This is a genomic window from Streptomyces sp. NPDC001027 (assembly GCF_040299045.1).
Lineage (GTDB): Bacteria > Actinomycetota > Actinomycetes > Streptomycetales > Streptomycetaceae > Streptomyces.
Genome location: NZ_JBEPBI010000171.1, coordinates 1 through 17,104 on the forward strand (window position 1 = coordinate 1; position 17,104 = coordinate 17,104).

18 protein-coding genes are annotated in these 17,104 nt (G+C 69.0%); 5 read left to right on the plus strand and 13 right to left on the minus strand.

Translation table 11 applies throughout. The features are described 5' to 3' along the window. Positions 1–122 precede the first annotated feature (122 nt). Together ABT300_RS31600 and ABT300_RS31605 are read left to right on the plus strand one after the other, a co-directional pair. The gene (locus ABT300_RS31600; protein ID WP_351682924.1) at positions 123–2,090 is read left to right on the plus strand and encodes an acetoacetate--CoA ligase; all 1,968 of its coding nucleotides are present in this window, start codon (positions 123–125) and stop codon (positions 2,088–2,090) included. Positions 2,091–2,130: 40 nt separating this feature from the next. Further along, a complete protein-coding gene (locus ABT300_RS31605; protein WP_351682927.1) occupies positions 2,131–3,036 on the plus strand; it encodes an amidohydrolase family protein in 906 nt (301 codons plus the stop codon). Between the two features lie 125 nt (positions 3,037–3,161). Here the strand turns inward: ABT300_RS31605 and ABT300_RS31610 are convergent, their stop codons facing one another. Both ABT300_RS31610 and ABT300_RS31615 read right to left on the minus strand, forming a co-directional pair. Next, positions 3,162–3,461: a hypothetical protein gene (locus ABT300_RS31610; protein ID WP_351682964.1), complete on the minus strand. Its 300-nt coding sequence runs from the start codon at positions 3,459–3,461 to the stop codon at positions 3,162–3,164. A 47-nt stretch (positions 3,462–3,508) separates the two neighbouring features. Further along, complete coding sequence (locus tag ABT300_RS31615; protein WP_351682930.1) at positions 3,509–3,886, minus strand: MerR family transcriptional regulator; 378 nt, start codon at positions 3,884–3,886, stop codon at positions 3,509–3,511. A gap of 123 nt (positions 3,887–4,009) precedes the next feature. Here ABT300_RS31615 and ABT300_RS31620 point away from each other — a divergent pair, with 123 nt between their 5' ends. After that, positions 4,010–4,951 carry an aromatic alcohol reductase gene (locus ABT300_RS31620; RefSeq protein ID WP_351682933.1) on the plus strand — a complete coding sequence of 314 codons (942 nt, stop codon included), beginning with the start codon at positions 4,010–4,012 and terminating at the stop codon, positions 4,949–4,951. 666 nt (positions 4,952–5,617) lie between these two features. On the opposite strand, the gene ABT300_RS31625 is transcribed toward ABT300_RS31620, so the two are convergent. Continuing rightward, the gene (locus tag ABT300_RS31625) at positions 5,618–6,559 is read right to left on the minus strand and encodes an AraC family transcriptional regulator (RefSeq protein ID WP_123761374.1); all 942 of its coding nucleotides are present in this window, start codon (positions 6,557–6,559) and stop codon (positions 5,618–5,620) included. Positions 6,560–6,664: 105 nt separating this feature from the next. On the opposite strand from ABT300_RS31625, the gene ABT300_RS31630 reads away from it, so the two are divergent. Together ABT300_RS31630 and ABT300_RS31635 are read left to right on the plus strand one after the other, a co-directional pair. Next, positions 6,665–7,696 carry an aldo/keto reductase gene (locus ABT300_RS31630; protein WP_351682937.1) on the plus strand — a complete coding sequence of 344 codons (1,032 nt, stop codon included), beginning with the start codon at positions 6,665–6,667 and terminating at the stop codon, positions 7,694–7,696. Between the two features lie 80 nt (positions 7,697–7,776). Beyond that, a complete protein-coding gene (locus ABT300_RS31635; RefSeq protein WP_123761372.1) occupies positions 7,777–8,193 on the plus strand; it encodes a pyridoxamine 5'-phosphate oxidase family protein in 417 nt (138 codons plus the stop codon). A gap of 223 nt (positions 8,194–8,416) precedes the next feature. On the opposite strand, the gene ABT300_RS31640 is transcribed toward ABT300_RS31635, so the two are convergent. From ABT300_RS31640 to ABT300_RS31685, 10 genes are all read right to left on the minus strand, one after another. Beyond that, positions 8,417–9,052, minus strand: a complete 636-nt coding sequence (locus ABT300_RS31640; RefSeq protein WP_351682941.1) for a LutC/YkgG family protein — start codon at positions 9,050–9,052, stop codon at positions 8,417–8,419. Further along, on the minus strand, positions 9,049–10,533 hold the full coding sequence (locus tag ABT300_RS31645) for a LutB/LldF family L-lactate oxidation iron-sulfur protein (RefSeq protein WP_351682944.1): 1,485 nt from the start codon (positions 10,531–10,533) through the stop codon (positions 9,049–9,051). The genes ABT300_RS31640 and ABT300_RS31645 overlap by 4 nt, the downstream gene beginning before the upstream one ends. After that, positions 10,530–11,270 (minus strand): (Fe-S)-binding protein, encoded by a 741-nt coding sequence (locus ABT300_RS31650; RefSeq protein ID WP_123761369.1) that lies wholly within the window; start codon positions 11,268–11,270, stop codon positions 10,530–10,532. Before ABT300_RS31650 ends, ABT300_RS31645 begins: the two co-directional genes overlap by 4 nt. Continuing rightward, positions 11,261–12,157, minus strand: a complete 897-nt coding sequence (locus ABT300_RS31655; RefSeq protein WP_351682956.1) for an amidohydrolase family protein — start codon at positions 12,155–12,157, stop codon at positions 11,261–11,263. Before ABT300_RS31655 ends, ABT300_RS31650 begins: the two co-directional genes overlap by 10 nt. Positions 12,158–12,168: 11 nt before the next feature. Beyond that, on the minus strand, positions 12,169–13,176 hold the full coding sequence (locus tag ABT300_RS31660) for an aldo/keto reductase (RefSeq protein WP_351682947.1): 1,008 nt from the start codon (positions 13,174–13,176) through the stop codon (positions 12,169–12,171). Next, positions 13,173–13,931, minus strand: a complete 759-nt coding sequence (locus ABT300_RS31665; RefSeq protein ID WP_351682958.1) for an SDR family NAD(P)-dependent oxidoreductase — start codon at positions 13,929–13,931, stop codon at positions 13,173–13,175. The genes ABT300_RS31660 and ABT300_RS31665 overlap by 4 nt, the downstream gene beginning before the upstream one ends. Before the next feature lie 20 nt (positions 13,932–13,951). Then, the gene (locus ABT300_RS31670) at positions 13,952–14,803 is read right to left on the minus strand and encodes a fumarylacetoacetate hydrolase family protein (protein WP_351682950.1); all 852 of its coding nucleotides are present in this window, start codon (positions 14,801–14,803) and stop codon (positions 13,952–13,954) included. After that, the gene (locus ABT300_RS31675; protein ID WP_351682953.1) at positions 14,800–15,144 is read right to left on the minus strand and encodes an L-rhamnose mutarotase; all 345 of its coding nucleotides are present in this window, start codon (positions 15,142–15,144) and stop codon (positions 14,800–14,802) included. The genes ABT300_RS31670 and ABT300_RS31675 overlap by 4 nt, the downstream gene beginning before the upstream one ends. A gap of 7 nt (positions 15,145–15,151) precedes the next feature. After that, entirely contained in the window at positions 15,152–16,036 is an 885-nt protein-coding gene (locus ABT300_RS31680; protein ID WP_123761365.1) for a carbohydrate ABC transporter permease, read from the minus strand. Positions 16,037–16,113: 77 nt separating this feature from the next. Then, positions 16,114–17,034: a carbohydrate ABC transporter permease gene (locus ABT300_RS31685; protein ID WP_351682961.1), complete on the minus strand. Its 921-nt coding sequence runs from the start codon at positions 17,032–17,034 to the stop codon at positions 16,114–16,116. Between the last annotated feature and the right edge of the window lie 70 nt (positions 17,035–17,104).

Consider the following 17,104-nt stretch of genomic DNA (forward strand, 5'->3'; position numbering starts at 1 on the left):
CCCACAACACTTTCACCCCACCCTCCGCTTTCCCTATCCCCGCCGGCCCGGGGGGGTCCTTTTTCTGGGGGTTGGTCAGGCCGTGAACGGCCTGACCAACCACATCCGCGAAGGAGCACCACATGAACGAGCCGGAGATGCTGCGCGCCCCGGCCGCAGACGTCGGCCACACCACCGTGATCGGCGACTACCTCGCCTGGCTGGACAAGCACCGCAACCTCGCCTTCACCGACTACCGAGCCCTGCACCGCTGGTCCGTCACCGACCTCGAAGGCTTCTGGTCGTCGATCTGGGAATACTTCGAGGTCCGCGCGCACACCCCCTACGGTCGAGTGCTCGGCCGTAGGGACATGCCCGGCGCCGAATGGTTTGCCGGCGCCACCCTCAACTACGCCGAGCACGCCCTGCGCCCAGGCGAACACATGCCCGGTGATCTGGCGGTACTGGCCCGTTCCCAGACTCGCGGGCCGGTCCAACTGACCTGGGAGGAACTGGCCCAGCAGGTCGCACACGCCAGGGCCGGTCTGCGCCGGCTCGGTGTCCGTCGGGGCGACCGGGTCGTCGCCTACCTGCCGAACATCCCCGAGACCCTCGTGGCCTTCCTGGCCACCGCCAGCCTGGGAGCCATCTGGTCAAGCTGCGCGCCGGAGTTCGGCGCCCGAGGCGTCATCGACCGGTTCTCGCAGATCGAGCCCACCGTTCTGCTCACCATCTCCGGCTACCGCTACGGGGAGAAGGACATCGACCGGCGCGAGGAGGTCGCCGCCATCCGGGCCGCACTGCCCACCCTTCGCCACACCGTCCACGTCCCGTACGGGCCCGGGCATCTCCCGGACACGGTGTCCTGGGACGACCTGCTCGCCGGGGACGCCGAGCCCGGCTTCGAAGCGGTCCCCTTCGCCCACCCGCTGTGGGTGCTGTTCTCTTCGGGCACCACGGGCCAACCCAAGCCGATCGTCCACGCCCACGGCGGCATCCTGCTGGAGCACCTGAAAAACCACTCCCTGAGCTGGGATCTGCGCCCGGGCGACCGCATCCTGTGGTTCACCACCACGGCCTGGATGATGTGGAACTCACTGGTCTCCGGGCTGCTCGTGGGCGCCTCTGTCGTGCTGATCGACGGCAACCCCCTCCATCCCGACCTGGACTGGCAGTGGCGCCTCGCCGAGAACACCGGCGCCACCCTCATGGGTGCCAGCCCGGGATTCCTGATGGCCTGCCGCAAACAGGGCCTGACCCCGGCAGCGGACCACGACCTGTCCCGGCTGCGCCAGATCGGCGCCGCCGGAAGCCCACTGCCACCCGAGGGCTACCGCTGGGTGCACGAACAGTTCGGCCCCCGCGTGCTGCTCAACGTGGGCAGCGGCGGCACGGATGTGTGCTCGGGCATCCTGCAGGGCAGCCCCCTGCAGCCAGTGTGGGCCGGAGCCATCTCCGGCCCCTGCCTGGGAGTGGCCGCCACCGCCTACGACGAACAGGGCAACGAGGTCACCGACGAACTCGCCGAACTGGTCATCACCCAGCCCATGCCCTCCATGCCGACCGGCTTCTGGGGCGACACCGACGGCTCCCGCTACCGGGACACCTACTTCCACGCCTACCCGGGCGTGTGGCGCCATGGCGACTGGGTGCGCTTCGCGGCAGCGACAGGCAGCTGCACGGTGGCAGGACGCTCGGACGCCACCCTCAACCGCGGTGGGGTTCGTCTGGGCACCGCGGAGTTCTACCGCGTCATGGAAGAACTCTCCGCAGTCGACGACAGCCTGGTCGTCCACCTCGAGGACACCGCCGGCGGCCCCGGAGAACTCCTCCTGTTCGTCGCACTGCGCGACGGCGCGGAACTCGACGACGCCCTGCGCAAGCTGATCACCACCCAGCTGCGCAACGCCCTCTCCCCACGCCATGTGCCCGACACCATCCACGCCGTGCCCTTCGTACCCCGCAACCGCACCGGCAAGAAACTCGAGGTACCGGTCAAGAAAATTCTTCTTGGGGCCGCCCCCTCCGAGGTAGCAGGCCGCGACACCCTGGCCGCCCCCGCGTCGCTGGACACCTTCGCCGCACTGGCGGCGCAGCGCCTCGCGCACTGAACCCCCGGCCATTCGACGAGCCCCGCAGGGAAGAGAACGCATGGAAGCCACCGCCCTGGCCGCGATCGACATGCACGTCCACGTCGAGCAGGACAGCCACGGCTGCTACTCACTCGACGACGAACTCATGGACGCCTCCGCGGCCTACTTCAAGTCCTCCGCACACCGCACGCCCACCCTCGCGCACATCGCCGACCACTACCGCGCCCGGCACATGGCGGCAGTCGTGTTCACCGTCGACGCCACCGCTGCGACCGGCCACCCGGCGCTGTCCAGCGAGGAGATCGCCGACCAGGCCGCCGCACACCCCGACGTCCTCATCCCCTTCGGCTCCGTCGACCCGCACGCCGGACAGGCCGCGATCCGACACGCCCGACGCCTGGTCACCGAACACGGCGTACGCGGCTTCAAGTTCCATCCCAGCCTTCAGGCCTTCCAGCCCAACGACATCCGCCACTACCCGCTGTATGAAACCCTCGCCGAACTCGGCGTCCCCGCCCTCTTCCACACCGGGCAGACCGGCATCGGGGCAGGCCTGCCCGGCGGACGCGGCATCAAACTGCGCTACTCCGACCCCATGCTGCTCGACGACGTGGCAGCCGACTTCCCCGGCCTCACCATCATCATGGCGCACCCCTCAGTCCCCTGGCAGGACGCGGCAATCTCCATCGCCACCCACAAAGCCAACGTCTACATCGACCTGTCGGGCTGGTCACCGAAGTACTTCCCGCCCCAACTCGTACGAGCGGCTGACAGCTTCCTCAAACACAAGGTGCTCTTCGGCTCGGACTTCCCCGTCCTCACCCCTGACCGCTGGCTGGCCGACTTCGCCGAACTGCCGATCAAGGACGAGGTAAGGCCCCTGGTCCTCAAGCAGAACGCGGCCCGGATACTGCGGCTGGGAGTGTCTGACCATGACGGATCAGGACCAAGGAGACACGTCTGATGAGGGAGACCGCCGTGGAGAACGAGCAGGCTGGGCAGCTGGTCAGGCACCATCGAGTCGGTGTCGCACAAGCAGCTCGTTGTGATGCTCATCGCCCGGCGGGGACCGTGGGCCTGACGGATTGCTCACGGCCGCAGCGCCGTACGGACCCTGCTGCCCGTCGTCCCGCCCGCCGGGTCGGCCGGCTCGCCGCCGCCTCGGACCTGCTGGTCTCCGCGCTGGACCTGCACGCCCTGCTGCCCGTCGCCTCCGTGCCCCTGCTCACCCGGCGGATCCGCCCCGCGCTGGAGACCCTGCGCCGGGCCGAGGCCGCCGAAGGACGCCTGGTCCTGGCCGTCGACATCAGCCACTGGCTCCGTCCGGATGCCCCGACGGGCGCTGGCGAGGCGGCCGGCGTCGATGCCGTTGAGGCCGACGTCGCCCACAGGCCGGGGGTCATGCCCCTCCGCCCTCGGGCCCTGGGGGTTGCGAGTCACGCTGGGGTCAGCAGGTCTGCGTGGCCCGTTCGCCGGAGGTAGTCGATCACCGCGTCTCGGCTCTTCTCCAGGCACACGATCCTGTTCTCGACGACGCGCAGCTCGCGAGCGAGCTCCTCTGCCAGGGGCTGGGTGCACGCGCCTCCTGCCTCCTGGGCCGAGGGAGCCTCGATGTCCAGCACGATCTTGATCATCCTTGTCGACAGGCCGGCCTCGATGAGCGCCCGGACGTGACGTGCGTGCTCGACCTGGTCCTCGGAGTAGGAGCGGTAACCGTTGGACGACCGCGACGACTCGATGAGCCCCTGCTGCTCGTAGTAGCGGAGCATCCGAGCCGGGGCTCCTACCTTTTGGGCGGCCTCGCTGATCTTCATCCCTCGCTCCTCCTCGTCAGTCGCCGACTTGACCTTGACACTGATGTCAAAGTTTACGGTGCCTCTCGAGACCCCAGCGACCAGAACGCACTGGGGAAAGACGAACACGAGAGCGATCTTCAGATGACCAACGACAGCTCGATCCCCACCTCCCGGGACATCCTCATCATCGGAGCCGGGGAGCTCGGCATGCCCGTCATCCGCAACGTTGTCCGACGAGCGAAGGACGTGGAGGGCTCGTCCGTCAGCGTGCTCCTGCGGCCCAGCGCCATCGCGTCCACGGCACCCGACAAGCAGCGCGACGTCGCTGAGATCGAGAACCTGGGCGTGAAGATCGTCGAAGGCGACCTCGTGAAGAACACCGTCGACGAGCTCGCCTCCCTCTTCGCCGACTACGACACGGTCATCGGGTGCACGGGCATCACCGCCGGCCTCGAAACCCCCATGAAGGTCGCCCAAGCCGCCCTCCAGGCGAGGGTCCCGCGGTACTTCCCGTGGCAGTTCGGCGTCGACTTCGACGTCATCGGCCGCGGAAGCCCGCAGGACATCTTCGACTCCCAGCTGGACGTCCGCGACCTGCTCCGGTCCCAGGACCAGACCGAGTGGGTCGTCATCTCCACCGGCATGTTCATGAACTACCTCTTCGAGCCCGGCTCGGGCATGGTGGACCTGCCCAACGACACCGTCAACGCGCTGGGAAGTCTCGAGACGGCGGTCACCGTGACGACGCCCGAAGACATCGGCGTCCTCACCGCGGACATCCTCTTCGCCGAACCTCGCATCCGCGACGAGATCGTCTACCTCGCCGGTGACACCATCACCTACGGCGAACTGGCCGAGACGCTCGAGACCGTGCTGAAGCGTCCGTTCCGCCGTGAGGTGTGGACGGTTCCATCGCTGCTCGACGAGCTGGCCGCCGACCCGGACAACATGACGCGGAAGTACCGGGCGGTCTTCGCGCAGGGCCGCGGCGTCGCGTGGGCGAAGGACGACACCTACAACGCACGCCACGCGATCCCCGTGACCGACCTCCGCGAGTGGGTCGAGGAGAACCTCGCCGGCTGACGCATCCCGAGCCCCTGCGCGCGCAGCGTCGGCCTGCAGTTCTTCACCGGCGACCTCCAGGGCAGCCATGGCCCGGACGGCATCGTCTTCACCGCGCTCGCCGCAATGTCGGGCAGAGTCGGGAGAGCAGGCGACAACGGAGCCGACGTCGTGGCTGTCGCCCCTGTCGCCCCTGTCGGCCAGCGCTGGGTTATCCAGTGCCAGCACCGCAAACAAGGCCGCTCAGGCGCCGCTGTGGGTGTTCAGGACTTTCACATCCGCATCTGTGGAGCGAATACAACGACGGCACCACCGATCCGGATCCTGCCGATATCCGTCTGACGGATACCGCTCTGACGCTGCCCGAGGCCAGTGCCCCTGCCGCCGTGGCGATGCCTCCAGGAACTCGGTGAAGTTGCAGAAGAACGCGCAACCGGCCAACTTGCCGACGATGTCGTGCAGGTACGGGCCGCGTGGCCGCCGAACCGCGAGGTGAAAGTGCCGCTGGTCACCACGAGTTGGTGGAGCCTTGCCGACCGCCATCCCGATGGTCCTGTGGTGGTGATGCTGGACAGCATCCTGGGCCTCTATGAGGTTATCGGGGATCGGTCAGTGCTCACCCATGCAGCCAACCAGCGGACGCACGCATCGGCCGGGCCCCGCCGGAAGCCGAACGCGGCCGAGGCGTCATGGCGTCTCGGTCCGCACGCGCTCGGTGCCGTCCTGTCGCGCGCGGGTCCGGTAGCGCAGCGGTGACTCGCCGACGACGCGTTTGAACGCCGTGCTGAAGGCGCTCTCCGAGCCGTAGCCCAACTCCTCGGCGAGCGCCGCGACGCGGGTGTCACCGTCCCGGAGCGCGCGCTGGGCGAGCAGCATGCGCCACCGTCCCAGGTAGGTCAGCGGTGGCACACCGGCCGCCTCCCGGAACCGCTCGGCGAAGGTCGTCCGGGACATCGCGGCGGCCCGCGCCAACTCCTCCAGTCCCCAGGAGCGTCCGGGGCGGCCGTGGAGCAGGTCGAGGGCGGGGCGCAGACGCTCGTCGACGAGCAGCCGCAGCCAGCCTGAGGGCAGCGCGGCCTGGCCGGCGTAGGACCGCAGCACTTCCAGCAGGAGGAGCTGACCGTACTGGCGGACCGCGAAGGCCGAGCCGGGCCGCTGCGCGGTGGCCTCGTCGAACAGGCGCAGCAGCGCGGCGAGGAGCCGGTCGTCGGCACCGGCCGATTTGATGTGCGCCAGGGGCGGCAGCGACTCGAGGAGGAGCGTGCTTCCGGCCGCGTTCAGACCCACACTGCCGCCGATCACGATGTCGTCGGCGTCGCGGTCCGCAGACGCGAAGCGGTCGGTGGAGAAGTCGGATTCCGGCTCCACCTCCTGGCGGGGTTCCGGGCCGGCTTCGAACGTGGCCCAGGAACGGCCGGTGAGGATCGCCACGTCACCCGCCACGAGGTCGACCGGTTCGTCGATCCCGTCGGTGGCCAGGCGGGCCCGACCACTGACGAGCGCGAAGAACTTGACCGGGTCGGAGAGCGGTGCGCGCAGCCGCCATCCGCCGCGAGCCGCGATGCCGCCCGTGAGGACGCCGCGGACCTCGACCAGATCGAGTGCTTCGGAGAGTCGATCGGTGGCCATATCCGTACTCTCGCTCAAAAAATCGGGATTCTCAAGTATTCATCGTCCGGCTGCCTTTCGGGAGACTGGTGGCAGAAGCTCGCAGACGGACCTAAAGGAGGGAACATGCGTTACCGCGGCCTGGGCAAGACCGGGATCAAGGTGAGCCCTTACGCTCTCGGCGCGATGATGTTCGGAGCCATCGGCAATCCCGACCACGACGACTGCGTCCGCATCATCCACCGGGCGCTGGACTCCGGCATCAACCTCATCGACACGGCCGACGCGTACGGGCACGGCGAGTCGGAGGAGATCGTCGGCCGGGCGCTGAAGGGCCGGCGAGAGGACGTCGTGCTCGCGACCAAGGCCAGCAGGCCGATGAGCGACGACCCGAACCACCAGGGGGCGTCCCGGCGCTGGCTGGTGCGCGCATTGGAGGACTCGCTGCGCCGCCTCAAGACCGACTATGTGGACATCTACCAGATTCACCGCCCGGACCCCGACACCGACATCGAGGAGACGCTCGGGGCTCTCACCGACCTGCAGCGAGCCGGCAAGATCCGCATCTTCGGCACCTCGGCCATGCCGGCCTCCGACATCGTCCGCGCCCACTGGGCCGCCGAGCGGCGCGGCCTTTCCCGGCCACGTACCGAGCAACCGGTGTACTCGATCCTCGACCGGGGCATCGAACGCGAGGTGCTCCCGGTGGCGCAGGAGTTCGGCATGGGCACCCTCGTCTGGTCGCCGCTCGCCGGCGGGCTGCTGACCGGGCGCTACCGCAAGGGCCGGCAGACCGCGACACACCGCTCCTCGAACTACGACTTCGCACACCTCAAGGACGAACGGCGGCTCGACGCCGTCGAACAGCTCATCCCGCTCGCCGAAGAGGCGGGCATGCCGCTGACCCATCTGGCCGTGGGCTTCGTGCTCGCTCACCCCGGCGTGACCTCCGCCCTCCTCGGACCGCGGTCCATGGCACATCTGGACGATCTGCTCGCAGGCACCGAGGTCACGCTCCCGGACGACGTCCTGGACCGGATCGACGCCATCGTGCCGCCCGGCACGGACACCGGAACACTCGACGTCGCCCACCAGCCGCCGGCCGTCCTCCAGCGGGAACTGAGGCGCCGGCCGCCGGTCGAACGCGCGGCGGCGTGACGGCAGCGTGCCGTTGGTCTGCGATGTGATCCGACGGAGGCCCCGCATCACGGGACCCGTCTCATGGAAGGGATAGATCTATGTCTGATGCTCCGTTGCCCGAGGCCGCCCTGGCCTTTCTCCGTAAGCCGAACCCGGCCGTCATGGCGACGGTCACGGCGAAAGGCCGCCCCGTATCGGTGGCGACCTGGTACCTCATCGAAGACGACGGACTTCTCATGCTGTGCATGAACGCCGACCGCGCCCGCCTGAAACACCTGCAGAACAACGGACACGTGTCGCTGACCGTGCTCGGAGCGGACGACTTCGGCACGCATGTATCTGTCCAGGGGCACGTCGTGTCCATCAAGCCTGATGAGGGACTCGCCGACATCGACCGACTCTCAAGGCACTTCCTCGGCAAGGACTACCCTGCCAGAGACAACCCGCTCGTGACGGTCCACGTGGCGATCGATCGATGGTTCGGTTGGTCCGGAGGTCGTCCCGTTCAGTACTGACCTCGATCTTGTATGAGGGTCCGTCAGCTTTCTGGCGGGCCTTTCGTCTCGTTCGAGGTAAGGATTCCTACCGGTGTGCAGGCTGATGGCCCAGCTGCCGCGCTATCCCGCCACGGGTACGTGACCGCGCGCCGCCTCTCCGGTGACGCCAGCCACTCCCACCGGCCCGTCGCGGCCCGCGATCCTCCATGATCCAACACCCGATGATCTTTGAAGACGGACCCTAGTCGTCCGCGATCACGACGAGGTCGAGCGTTCGCGGTCCGTGTACGCCCTCTACCCGGTCCAGTTCGATGTCGCTGGTGGCTGAGGGACCGGAGATCAGGGTCAGCGGCCGGCGCTGGTGGAGCAGGCTCAACGCCTCGGGTACATCAGCGACGATCCGGTTCGCCCGGACCACGCAGACATGTTGATCTGGGAGCAAGGTCAGCACACGGCGTCCCTGTCCCGGTCCGCTGTCGAGGACGACGGTGCCGGTGAGGGCGATCGCTGCGGCGACGGTGGTGAGCACAGCGTCCGCCGCGTCGAGCTGTCGGACCGTGAGCGGCGGAGCGTCCTCCAACCGGGACCAGGGCCCTTCGGGTACGAGGTCGTCGGGGAAACCCGGGGGCAGCACAACTGACCTTGCTCCGGTGCGGGCCAGCGCGCGGCCCACGGCGGCGACGGCGTCGGACGGCGGGACCCGGACGACGGTGGCGCGGTAGTCGGCGGCGCGTTGGACGAACAGCTCGACGACGTCCAGCCCAGCCTGCTGGGAACGCGCATCGTGTGGGGCGGGGTCGCCGTCAGGAACCTCGGCATCCGGCACGTCGACCAGCGCGCTCCGGATGTCGCCCAGTACGGTGTCGCGGCCGCTCATCGGCCCTCCCCTTCCGTCGTCGTACCGCCTGCTTCTCTCGTCCGTCGCCACCAGGCGCGCAGGGACTCGCGCGCCGGCGCGGGGGTGTCACGGGTGCCGGACCAGCGGGCGAACGGGCCGGGCAGCACTCCGATCCGGCCGTCGCGGGCCACCAGCCGGGCACCCAGTGCGGCGAGTCGCTGAACCGCCGCCAGCCGCCTCGGGGAGGACAGCACCGCGCCTGCGGCCTTCATGGCGAGCGTCTCGGGAGTGGGCAGCAGCCGGTCCCCCCGCTTGGCCTCCACGGCCTTCGCCCGCAGATGGACCAGCACCTCCGGAATGTTGATCTTCACGGGGCAGGCGTCGTAGCAGGCGCCGCACAGGGTCGAGGCGAAGGGCAGTGAGGCCGCGTTCTCCACTCCGACGAGCTGCGGGGTCAGTACGGCTCCGATCGGTCCGGGGTACACGGATCCGTAGGCGTGGCCGCCGGTGCGCTCGTACACCGGGCAGACGTTCAGGCAGGCCGAGCAGCGGATGCAGGACAGGGCCTGCCGGCCCACCTCGTCGGCCAGGGTGGCGGTGCGGCCGTTGTCGAGCAGGACCAGGTGGAAGTGCCTGGGGCCGTCGCCTTCGGTGACGCCGGTCCACAGCGAGGTGTACGGGTTCATCCGCTCGCCGGTCGAGGACCGTGGCAGCAGTTGGAGGAAGACGTCCAGGTCGGCGAAGGAGGGCAGGACCTTCTCGATGCCCATGACGGTGATGAGGGTGTCCGGCAGGGTCAGGCACATCCGCCCGTTGCCCTCCGACTCCACGACCATCACCGTGCCAGTGTCGGCGGCCGCGAAGTTGGCGCCGGAGACGGCGACCTTGCACCGCAGGAACTTCTCGCGTAGATGCAGCCGGGCGGCTTCGGCGAGCTCGCGTGGATCGTCGCCGAGGCCTTCGGGGGCTGGTCTGCCCCAGTTCTTCATCTCCCGAAGGAAGATCTCCCGGATCTCGGAGCGGCCCCGGTGGATGGCCGGTACGAGGATGTGTGAGGGCCGGTCTTTACCCAACTGCACGATGAGCTCGGCGAGATCGGTCTCGTAGGCGCGGACGCCCGCGTCCGCGAGCGCCTCGTTGAGGCCGATCTCCTGGGTCGCCATCGACTTGACCTTGACGACCTCGCTCTCGCCGGTCGCCTGAACCAGCCGCGTCACGATGGCGTTCGCCTCGGCCGCATTCGACGCCCAGTGGACCGTGCCGCCGGCGGCGGCCACCGCCTCCTCCAGCCGCAGCAGATGCTGATCGAGGTGGCGTAGGGTGCGGCGCTTGACGACCGCCGCCCGCTCGCGCAGGTCCTCCCAGTCATCGAGCTCGGCGGTGACCGCCAGCCGCTTGTCGCGGATGGTTGTGGTGGCACGGCGCAGGTTCGCGCGCAGCCGGGTGTCGGCGAGCGCGGCGCGCGCGGCCTCGGGGAAGGCCGGTGTGCCCAGCCATACGACGTTGTCGGCGCCGTTCATGCTGCATCCCCTTCCGTGGAGGCCAGGATTTCGGCCAGGTGCAGGGTCCCGATGCCCGTACGCAGCCGGGACAGGCCGCCGCCGATGTGGGTGAGGCAGGAGTTGTCGCCCGCGCACAGGTACTCCGCGCCGGTGTCCAGGACATGGCGCATCTTGTCGACCAGCATCGCGTTGGACACATCCGCGTTCTTCAGCGCGAAGGTGCCCCCGAAGCCGCAGCAGGACTCGGCGGCGGGCAGCTCGACGAGGTCGATGCCCTTCACCGCGCGCAGCAGCCTGAGCGGCCGGTCTCCGACCCGCAGCATGCGCAGCGAGTGGCAGGTCGGGTGGTAGGTGACCCGGTGCGGGAAGTAGGCGCCCACGTCGGTGACGTCGAGGACGTCGACGAGAAGTTCCGACAGCTCGTACACCGTTGGCACCACCCGTTCGACCGCCTCAGTGAGCACGGGATCTCCCAACTGGGCGGCCACTACGCGGTGGTGGTCGCGCACCATGCCCGCGCACGAGCCGGAAGGGGTGACCACGGCGTCGTAGCCCGCGAAGACCTCTGCGAAGCGGCGCACCATGGGCAGCGTTTCGGGGCGGTAGCCGGTGTTGAAGTGCATCTGGCCGCAGCAGGTCTGGGCCTGCGGGAACTCCACGGTGTGGCCGAGCCGTTCCAGCAGTTCGGTCACCGCGCGACCGGTGCGGGGGAACATCATGTCGTTGAAGCAGGTGATGAAGAGAGCTATGCGCATGGTGCTTCCTGAACGGCCGGGGAACCGATGGCCGTCAGGCCGTAGGTCCGCGGTGCGGTTCCGGTGAAGACCTCCCGGCGTTCGGTGAGATGGAGTTCGGCCGTCAACTCCTTTGCTGCGTCGATTACGTCGGTGTAGGTGGCGGCCAGTCGACAGACGGGCCAGTCGGAGCCGAACATCAGCCGCCGCGGACCGAAGGCATCCAGCACGGTGCCCGCGTACGGCCGGAGGTCCTCGACGCTCCACCGGTCCCAGTCGGCCTCGGTCACCATGCCGGAGAGCTTGCAGACGGTGTTGGGCAGTGCGGCCAGCAGGCGCACCGTGTCCGCCCACGGCCGCAGCGCGCCCGAGGCGATGGGGGGCTTGCCCGCGTGATCGAGTACGAACGTGAGGTCGGGAAGCAGGCGGGCGGTCTCATACGCGGCCGCGAGCTGGTGGGGCCTGATGACCAGGTCGTACACGAGTCCCGCCTCGGCCACCGCGGCGAGCCCCCGCAGCACGTCCGGTCGCATCAGCCAGAGAGGGTCGGATTCGCCTTGTACCTGGTGGCGGATACCCACCAGGTAAGCACCTCCCGGCTTCTCTCGCAGCGCCGCGAGCGCACGGGCGACATCTGGGGACGTCAGGTCGGTCCAGCCCACGACGCCGGCCACCAGGTCGCTGCCCTGGGCCAGCGCCAGCAACTCGGGTGTCTCCTGAGGCCCGTCGATCGTCTGGACCAGGACGCTCGCCGTGACGCCGGCGGCCCGGGCCGCGGAATCCAGATCGGCGAGCAGGAAGTCGCGGCGCAGCAGGGCGAGTTCCTGTCCGGTGATCCAGTCCTGGTCGCGGACGGAGAGGTCCCACACGTGGTGGTGTGCGTCGATGATGCCCTCAGCGGTGATCATCTCCATGGCGGTCACCCTCCCGACTCCGGTGCGGCGGCGGGGACGGGGACGTCCGCGGGCAGCAGCTCCTCGGCACGTAGTTCGTCCCAGAGCGCGGTCGGTACCGTTCGCCGCATCTGGCCCACCGTGTCCTGGACCTCCGTGGCGGAGCGTGCGCCGGACAGCACGCTCGCGACCGCCGGATGGCCGAGCGGGAAGTGCAGAGCCGCTGCGCGCAGCGGTACGCCGTGGCGGTCGGCGACCGCTTGCATGCGCAGCGCCCGGTCCAGTACATGCGGCGGGGTGGGCGCGTAGTCGTACATGGCCCCGGGGCTGGGGTCGGTGAGCAGACCCGAGTTGAACACCCCGCCGACGATGACACTACGGCCACGGGCATCGGCCTCCGGCAGTACCTCCGCCAGTCCCTCCTGCTCCAGGAGGGTGTAGCGGCCAGCGAGCAGTACGACGTCGATGTCGGTCTCGCGCAGGAAGCGGGTGGGGAGCGCGCACTGGTTCATTCCGATGCCGATCGCCTTGACGACTCCTTCGCCGCGGAGCCGTTCCAGCGCCGGGTACGCCTCGGTGAGGGCCTGCTCGGCGTGGTGGTCCGGGTCGTGCAGCAGAGCGATGTCCACACGGTCGAGGCCGAGGCGGTCCAGACTCGCTTCCAGGGAACGCAGGACTCCGTCAGAGCTGAAGTCCCATACGCGGCGGTGCGTGTCGGGTACGGCGAAACCGTGGGCGAGATCGTCCCCGCCGCCACCCTCCGGGTGCGGTTCGAGCAGCCGCCCGACCTTGGTGGAGAGGGTGTAGGCGTCGCGGTCCCGGCCGCGCAGTGCGGCACCCAGGCGGCGCTCGGACAACCCGAGTCCGTAGTGAGGGGCGGTGTCGAAGGTGCGTACGCCCGCGTCCCAGGCAGCCTGCACCGCGGCGGACGCGGCCTCGTCGGAGACCGGGCGGAAGAGGTTGCCGATGCCGGCGGCCCCGAACGACAGCTCGGTGACCCTGACATCGGTGGTGCCGAGCGTGGTCGTTCTCATCTGACAGCCCCCGGGCGCAGCCGGAGCCCTTGCACGCCACCGTCGACGGCGAGGGCGATGCCGGTGACGGACGCCGCGGCGGGGCTCGCCAGGTAGACCACGGCCGCTGCCACCTCGTCCGCGGTGACCAGTCGGCCCAGGGGCTGGCGTGCGTCGAGGGCGGCGCGTTCCACTTCCGGGTCGTCGGCTGCGTCCAGGAGCCGGGTCACCCAGGGTGTGTCGGCGGTGCCGGGGTTGACGCAGTTGACGCGGATGGCCTCACGAACATGGTCCGCGGCCATCGCGAGGGTCAACGACTGCACCGCCCCCTTGCTCGCGGAGTACAGGGCGCGCTGGGGAAGGCCCGCGGTGGCCGCGATGGAGCACGTGTTGACGATCGCGGCGTGCGACGAGCGCCGCAGATACGGGAGGGCGGCCCGGGTGGTGCGCACCGTCCCCAGCACGTTGACGTCGAGGACGCGGTGCCACTCCTCGTCGGGGTTGTCCTCGACGGTACCGATGGCGCCGATGCCCGCGTTGTTGACGAGGATGTCCAGGCCACCGAGCCGTTCGGCGGCCTCCGCCACGGCCGAGCGTACCGAGGCGTCGTCGCCGAGGTCGGCCTTGATGGCGATCAGCGGCTCGGGGGCGACGGAGGAGTCGAGGTCGAGGACGGCCACCGTGGCGCCGTGCTCGGCGAGCATCCGGGACGTGGCCAGCCCGATGCCGGACGCGCCGCCGGTGACGACTGCCTTCAGGCCTGACAGGCCGCTCAAGCTGCTCACAGGGGTGCCTTTCACGCTTGGCCGAAGGTCTGGCGCTGGGCGCCGAGGCAGTCGACGGAGAGCTCGACGCTGTCGCCGGGGCGGAGATAAGGGGTGCCGGGAAGACCCAGAGCCACACCCGCCGGAGTACCGGTGTTGATCACGTCCCCCGGCTCCAGGACCATGTACTGGCTCAGGTACGACACGATGTGACCAACCGGGAAGATCATGTCGCTGGTGTGCCCCTCCTGTCGCTTCACGCCGTTGACGCTCAGGTGCAGGCCGAGGTCCTGCGGATCGCCCACTTCGTCGGCGGTCACCAGCCACGGTCCGAGCGGGTTGAAGGTCTCGCAGGACTTGCCCAGGTCCCACTGCGAGGAGTACTCCAGCTGGAACTCCCGCTCCGAGACGTCATGGCTGATCGCGTACCCCGCGATCACGTCCCATGCGGCCTCGGGTCCGTCGAGGTAGCGGGCTCTTTGTCCGATGACGACCGCCAGTTCGACCTCCCAGTCGGTCTTCACGGAGCCGCGGGGGATCAGCACTTCGTCGTACGGGCCGATCACCGTGCCGGGATCCTTCATGAAAACCACGGGCCGCGGGGGGATCGCCGCGCCGGTCTCGGCGGCGTGGTCGCGGTAGTTCAGGCCGACACAGACGATCTTGCCGGGGCGGGCGAGAGGGGCGCCGATGCGTAGACCTTCCGGGTCCAGTTCGGGCAGTTCTCCCGCCTTGACGGCCGCGCGGGCCCGGTCGACTCCACCGGAAGCGAGGAAGGCGCCGTCGATGTCGGAGGTCACCTGGGACAGGTCGAGCAGCCGACCATCCTCGGCGCGGACTGCGGGACGCTCCTCGCCGGGGGCGCCGACTCGTAGAAGTTTCACCGGGCGTCTCCTTGCGATGGGTGCAGATGCCGGATTTCGGTCAGGTCGGACCAGTTGCCAGCGGTGCCGGTATCGGCCCAGGCCTCCTGGCGCGGATCGCTGAGTCTCCAGCGGTCATGGGTGGTCGCGGCGGTGTGGATCGCGGCCATGTCAGCCGTGAAGTCGCCGCCGTGGTGGTCGAAGCAGGCGGACGGCGTGTCCTCACGCAGGAGGATGCTGCAGTCGCGGACGTTCGCGGCCCGTAGCGCTGCATCGACGTGCGGCCGGACAGCGGAGTGCGGTCGCGGATACAGCCCGCGGTCTTCGGGTCTCAGACGGATCGTCTGGGCAACCCGTGTCATCTGTTCCTCACTCCTTGGTGGCGCCGGCGAGCATGCCGGCCACGAGGGCGCGCTGGGAGAAGAGGAAGACGATCAGCACGGGAACGATGGTGACCAGGGTGGCCAGGGCCAGTTCGGGCCGCATGATCTGGTTGCCGGTGCCGCTGGAGGTGTTGAACAGCGGTGAGGCGGCGAGCAGGTTGTTCAGCCCCACCTGCGCCGGATATTGCGAGCTGTCGGGGAGCATCACGAACGGCAGGAAGAAGTTGTTCCAGTTGCCGACGAAGTTGAAGAACCCGACCAGGGCGATCACCGGCTTGGCCAGCGGCATCGCGACGAGACGGAAGACCTGCCACTCCGAGCAGCCGTCGATCCGCGCGGCGGACAGCAGGTCGGCGGGGACGTTGGAGGAGAAGTAGATGTAGGTGAGGTAGACCCCGAACGGGAAGAAGGAGAAGGGCAGGATCACCGACCAGATCGTGCCGTCCAGGTGCACGGCGTTCATCCCCAGGTACAGAGGAAGCACCATCGCGGCCGTCGGCATGAGCATCACGAGCATGGTGACGGTCAACAGCATCCGGCGCCCGATGAACTGGGTGAGAGCCAGCGCGTATCCGGCGGGGATCGATGTCACCAGCGTGATGACCAGTGCACCGAACGTGTAGAGGGCCGAGTTCTTCAGCCAGGTGAGGATGGCGCCTTCCTGGAAGGCGTAGAGATGGTGCCAGGCGTCGGCGATCGAGGTGAAAGACCCGAAGGAGAACGGGTTGTCCCGCACGATCTGGCCGTCGGTCTTGGTCGTGGCCAGCAGGAGCCACACCACCGGCACGCAGAAGAACAGCACGGCCAGGGTCATGACGATGAGCCAGGCCACACGGGCGGCCAGTGAGCGTGGGCGGCGCGTCCGGTGCATGGGCTTCCTCGGGCTGGTGCGGGCGCCGTCGGTACGGGGCGGCTGGGTTCGGCGGGCTGTGGTCGTGGAAGCCGTGGTCATCGTTCGTCCCTGTCGAACAGGCCGGTACGGAAGACGACGAGCACCGCGCAGGCCAGGCCCAGGATGAGCAGGTCGACGGAGAGCGCCGCCGCGCCGTTGAAGTCGCCTGACTGGAAGGCGTACTGGTAGGACAGCTGGTTCGGTGACCAGCTGTCGGGGATCATGCCCCAGCTGGCGAGGGAGACCAGTTGTGGCTCGACGAAGAGCTGGGTGCCGGCCGCGAAGGCCAGGATCAGCATGTACGCGATCCACTTGGTGATCATGGGGATCTGGATGCGCAGGGCGATCTGGAGCGTGCTGGCGCCGTCGATGCGGGCGGCCTCCAGGATCTCGTCCGGGATGCTGTTGAGCGCGCCGTACATGACCACGATCCAGCCGCCGGCCCCGGTCCAGAAGGCGATGACGGTGAACAGCACCGGCAGGTGGCCGGGGGCGTTGACCTGGGCGAGGGTGTTCCATCCGAAGGCCTTGAGCAGCCAGCCGACGGGACTGGCGGCCGGGTCGAGGAGGATCAGGAAGAGCAGGACGCTCGCCACCCCGGCGAGGGCGCCCGGCAGGTAGAACAGGAACCTCAGGGTGGTGGAGGCCCTGCGCATGCGGCCGTGCAGCATCAGGGAGAGCAGCACCACCAGGATCATCAGGCTGGCCAGCCAGAACACGAGGTACAGGCCGATGTGGAGGAAGGCCGGCCCGAAGCGGTAGTCGGTGAACGTCCGGGTGAAGTTGCCGATACCGACGAGTTGGTGGCGGGAGTTGGACAGCGCCAGCCACACCGCGTAACCGGTGGGCAGGATGCCGAAGGCGAGCAGGAGGAGGAAGTAGCCGGAGACGAAGACGTAACCGGCGCGTCCGACCGGGTTGCGGGCCGAGCGGCCGCCGCGGCGGCCGCGCCGCGCCGGTGGGGGGGGGGGGGTGATAGGGCCGCGTGGCGTGTTTTAGGGGTATACGAGGGGCTTTGGCGTGTGGGGGGTTGGCGTCAGCCAGGTG

Excerpts from the sequence above, each read along its gene's own strand:
- ABT300_RS31600 (WP_351682924.1), top strand. The coding sequence starts at position 123 with ATGAACGAGCCGGAGATGCTGCGCGCCCCGGCCGCAGACGTCGGCCAC.
- ABT300_RS31605 (WP_351682927.1), top strand. The coding sequence starts at position 2,131 with ATGGAAGCCACCGCCCTGGCCGCGATCGACATGCACGTCCACGTCGAG.
- ABT300_RS31615 (WP_351682930.1), bottom strand. The coding sequence starts at position 3,886 with ATGAAGATCAGCGAGGCCGCCCAAAAGGTAGGAGCCCCGGCTCGGATG.
- ABT300_RS31620 (WP_351682933.1), top strand. The coding sequence starts at position 4,010 with ATGACCAACGACAGCTCGATCCCCACCTCCCGGGACATCCTCATCATC.
- ABT300_RS31625 (WP_123761374.1), bottom strand. The coding sequence starts at position 6,559 with ATGGCCACCGATCGACTCTCCGAAGCACTCGATCTGGTCGAGGTCCGC.
- ABT300_RS31630 (WP_351682937.1), top strand. The coding sequence starts at position 6,665 with ATGCGTTACCGCGGCCTGGGCAAGACCGGGATCAAGGTGAGCCCTTAC.
- ABT300_RS31635 (WP_123761372.1), top strand. The coding sequence starts at position 7,777 with ATGTCTGATGCTCCGTTGCCCGAGGCCGCCCTGGCCTTTCTCCGTAAG.
- ABT300_RS31640 (WP_351682941.1), bottom strand. The coding sequence starts at position 9,052 with ATGAGCGGCCGCGACACCGTACTGGGCGACATCCGGAGCGCGCTGGTC.
- ABT300_RS31645 (WP_351682944.1), bottom strand. The coding sequence starts at position 10,533 with ATGAACGGCGCCGACAACGTCGTATGGCTGGGCACACCGGCCTTCCCC.
- ABT300_RS31650 (WP_123761369.1), bottom strand. The coding sequence starts at position 11,270 with ATGCGCATAGCTCTCTTCATCACCTGCTTCAACGACATGATGTTCCCC.
- ABT300_RS31655 (WP_351682956.1), bottom strand. The coding sequence starts at position 12,157 with ATGATCACCGCTGAGGGCATCATCGACGCACACCACCACGTGTGGGAC.
- ABT300_RS31660 (WP_351682947.1), bottom strand. The coding sequence starts at position 13,176 with ATGAGAACGACCACGCTCGGCACCACCGATGTCAGGGTCACCGAGCTG.
- ABT300_RS31675 (WP_351682953.1), bottom strand. The coding sequence starts at position 15,144 with ATGACACGGGTTGCCCAGACGATCCGTCTGAGACCCGAAGACCGCGGG.
- ABT300_RS31680 (WP_123761365.1), bottom strand. The coding sequence starts at position 16,036 with ATGCACCGGACGCGCCGCCCACGCTCACTGGCCGCCCGTGTGGCCTGG.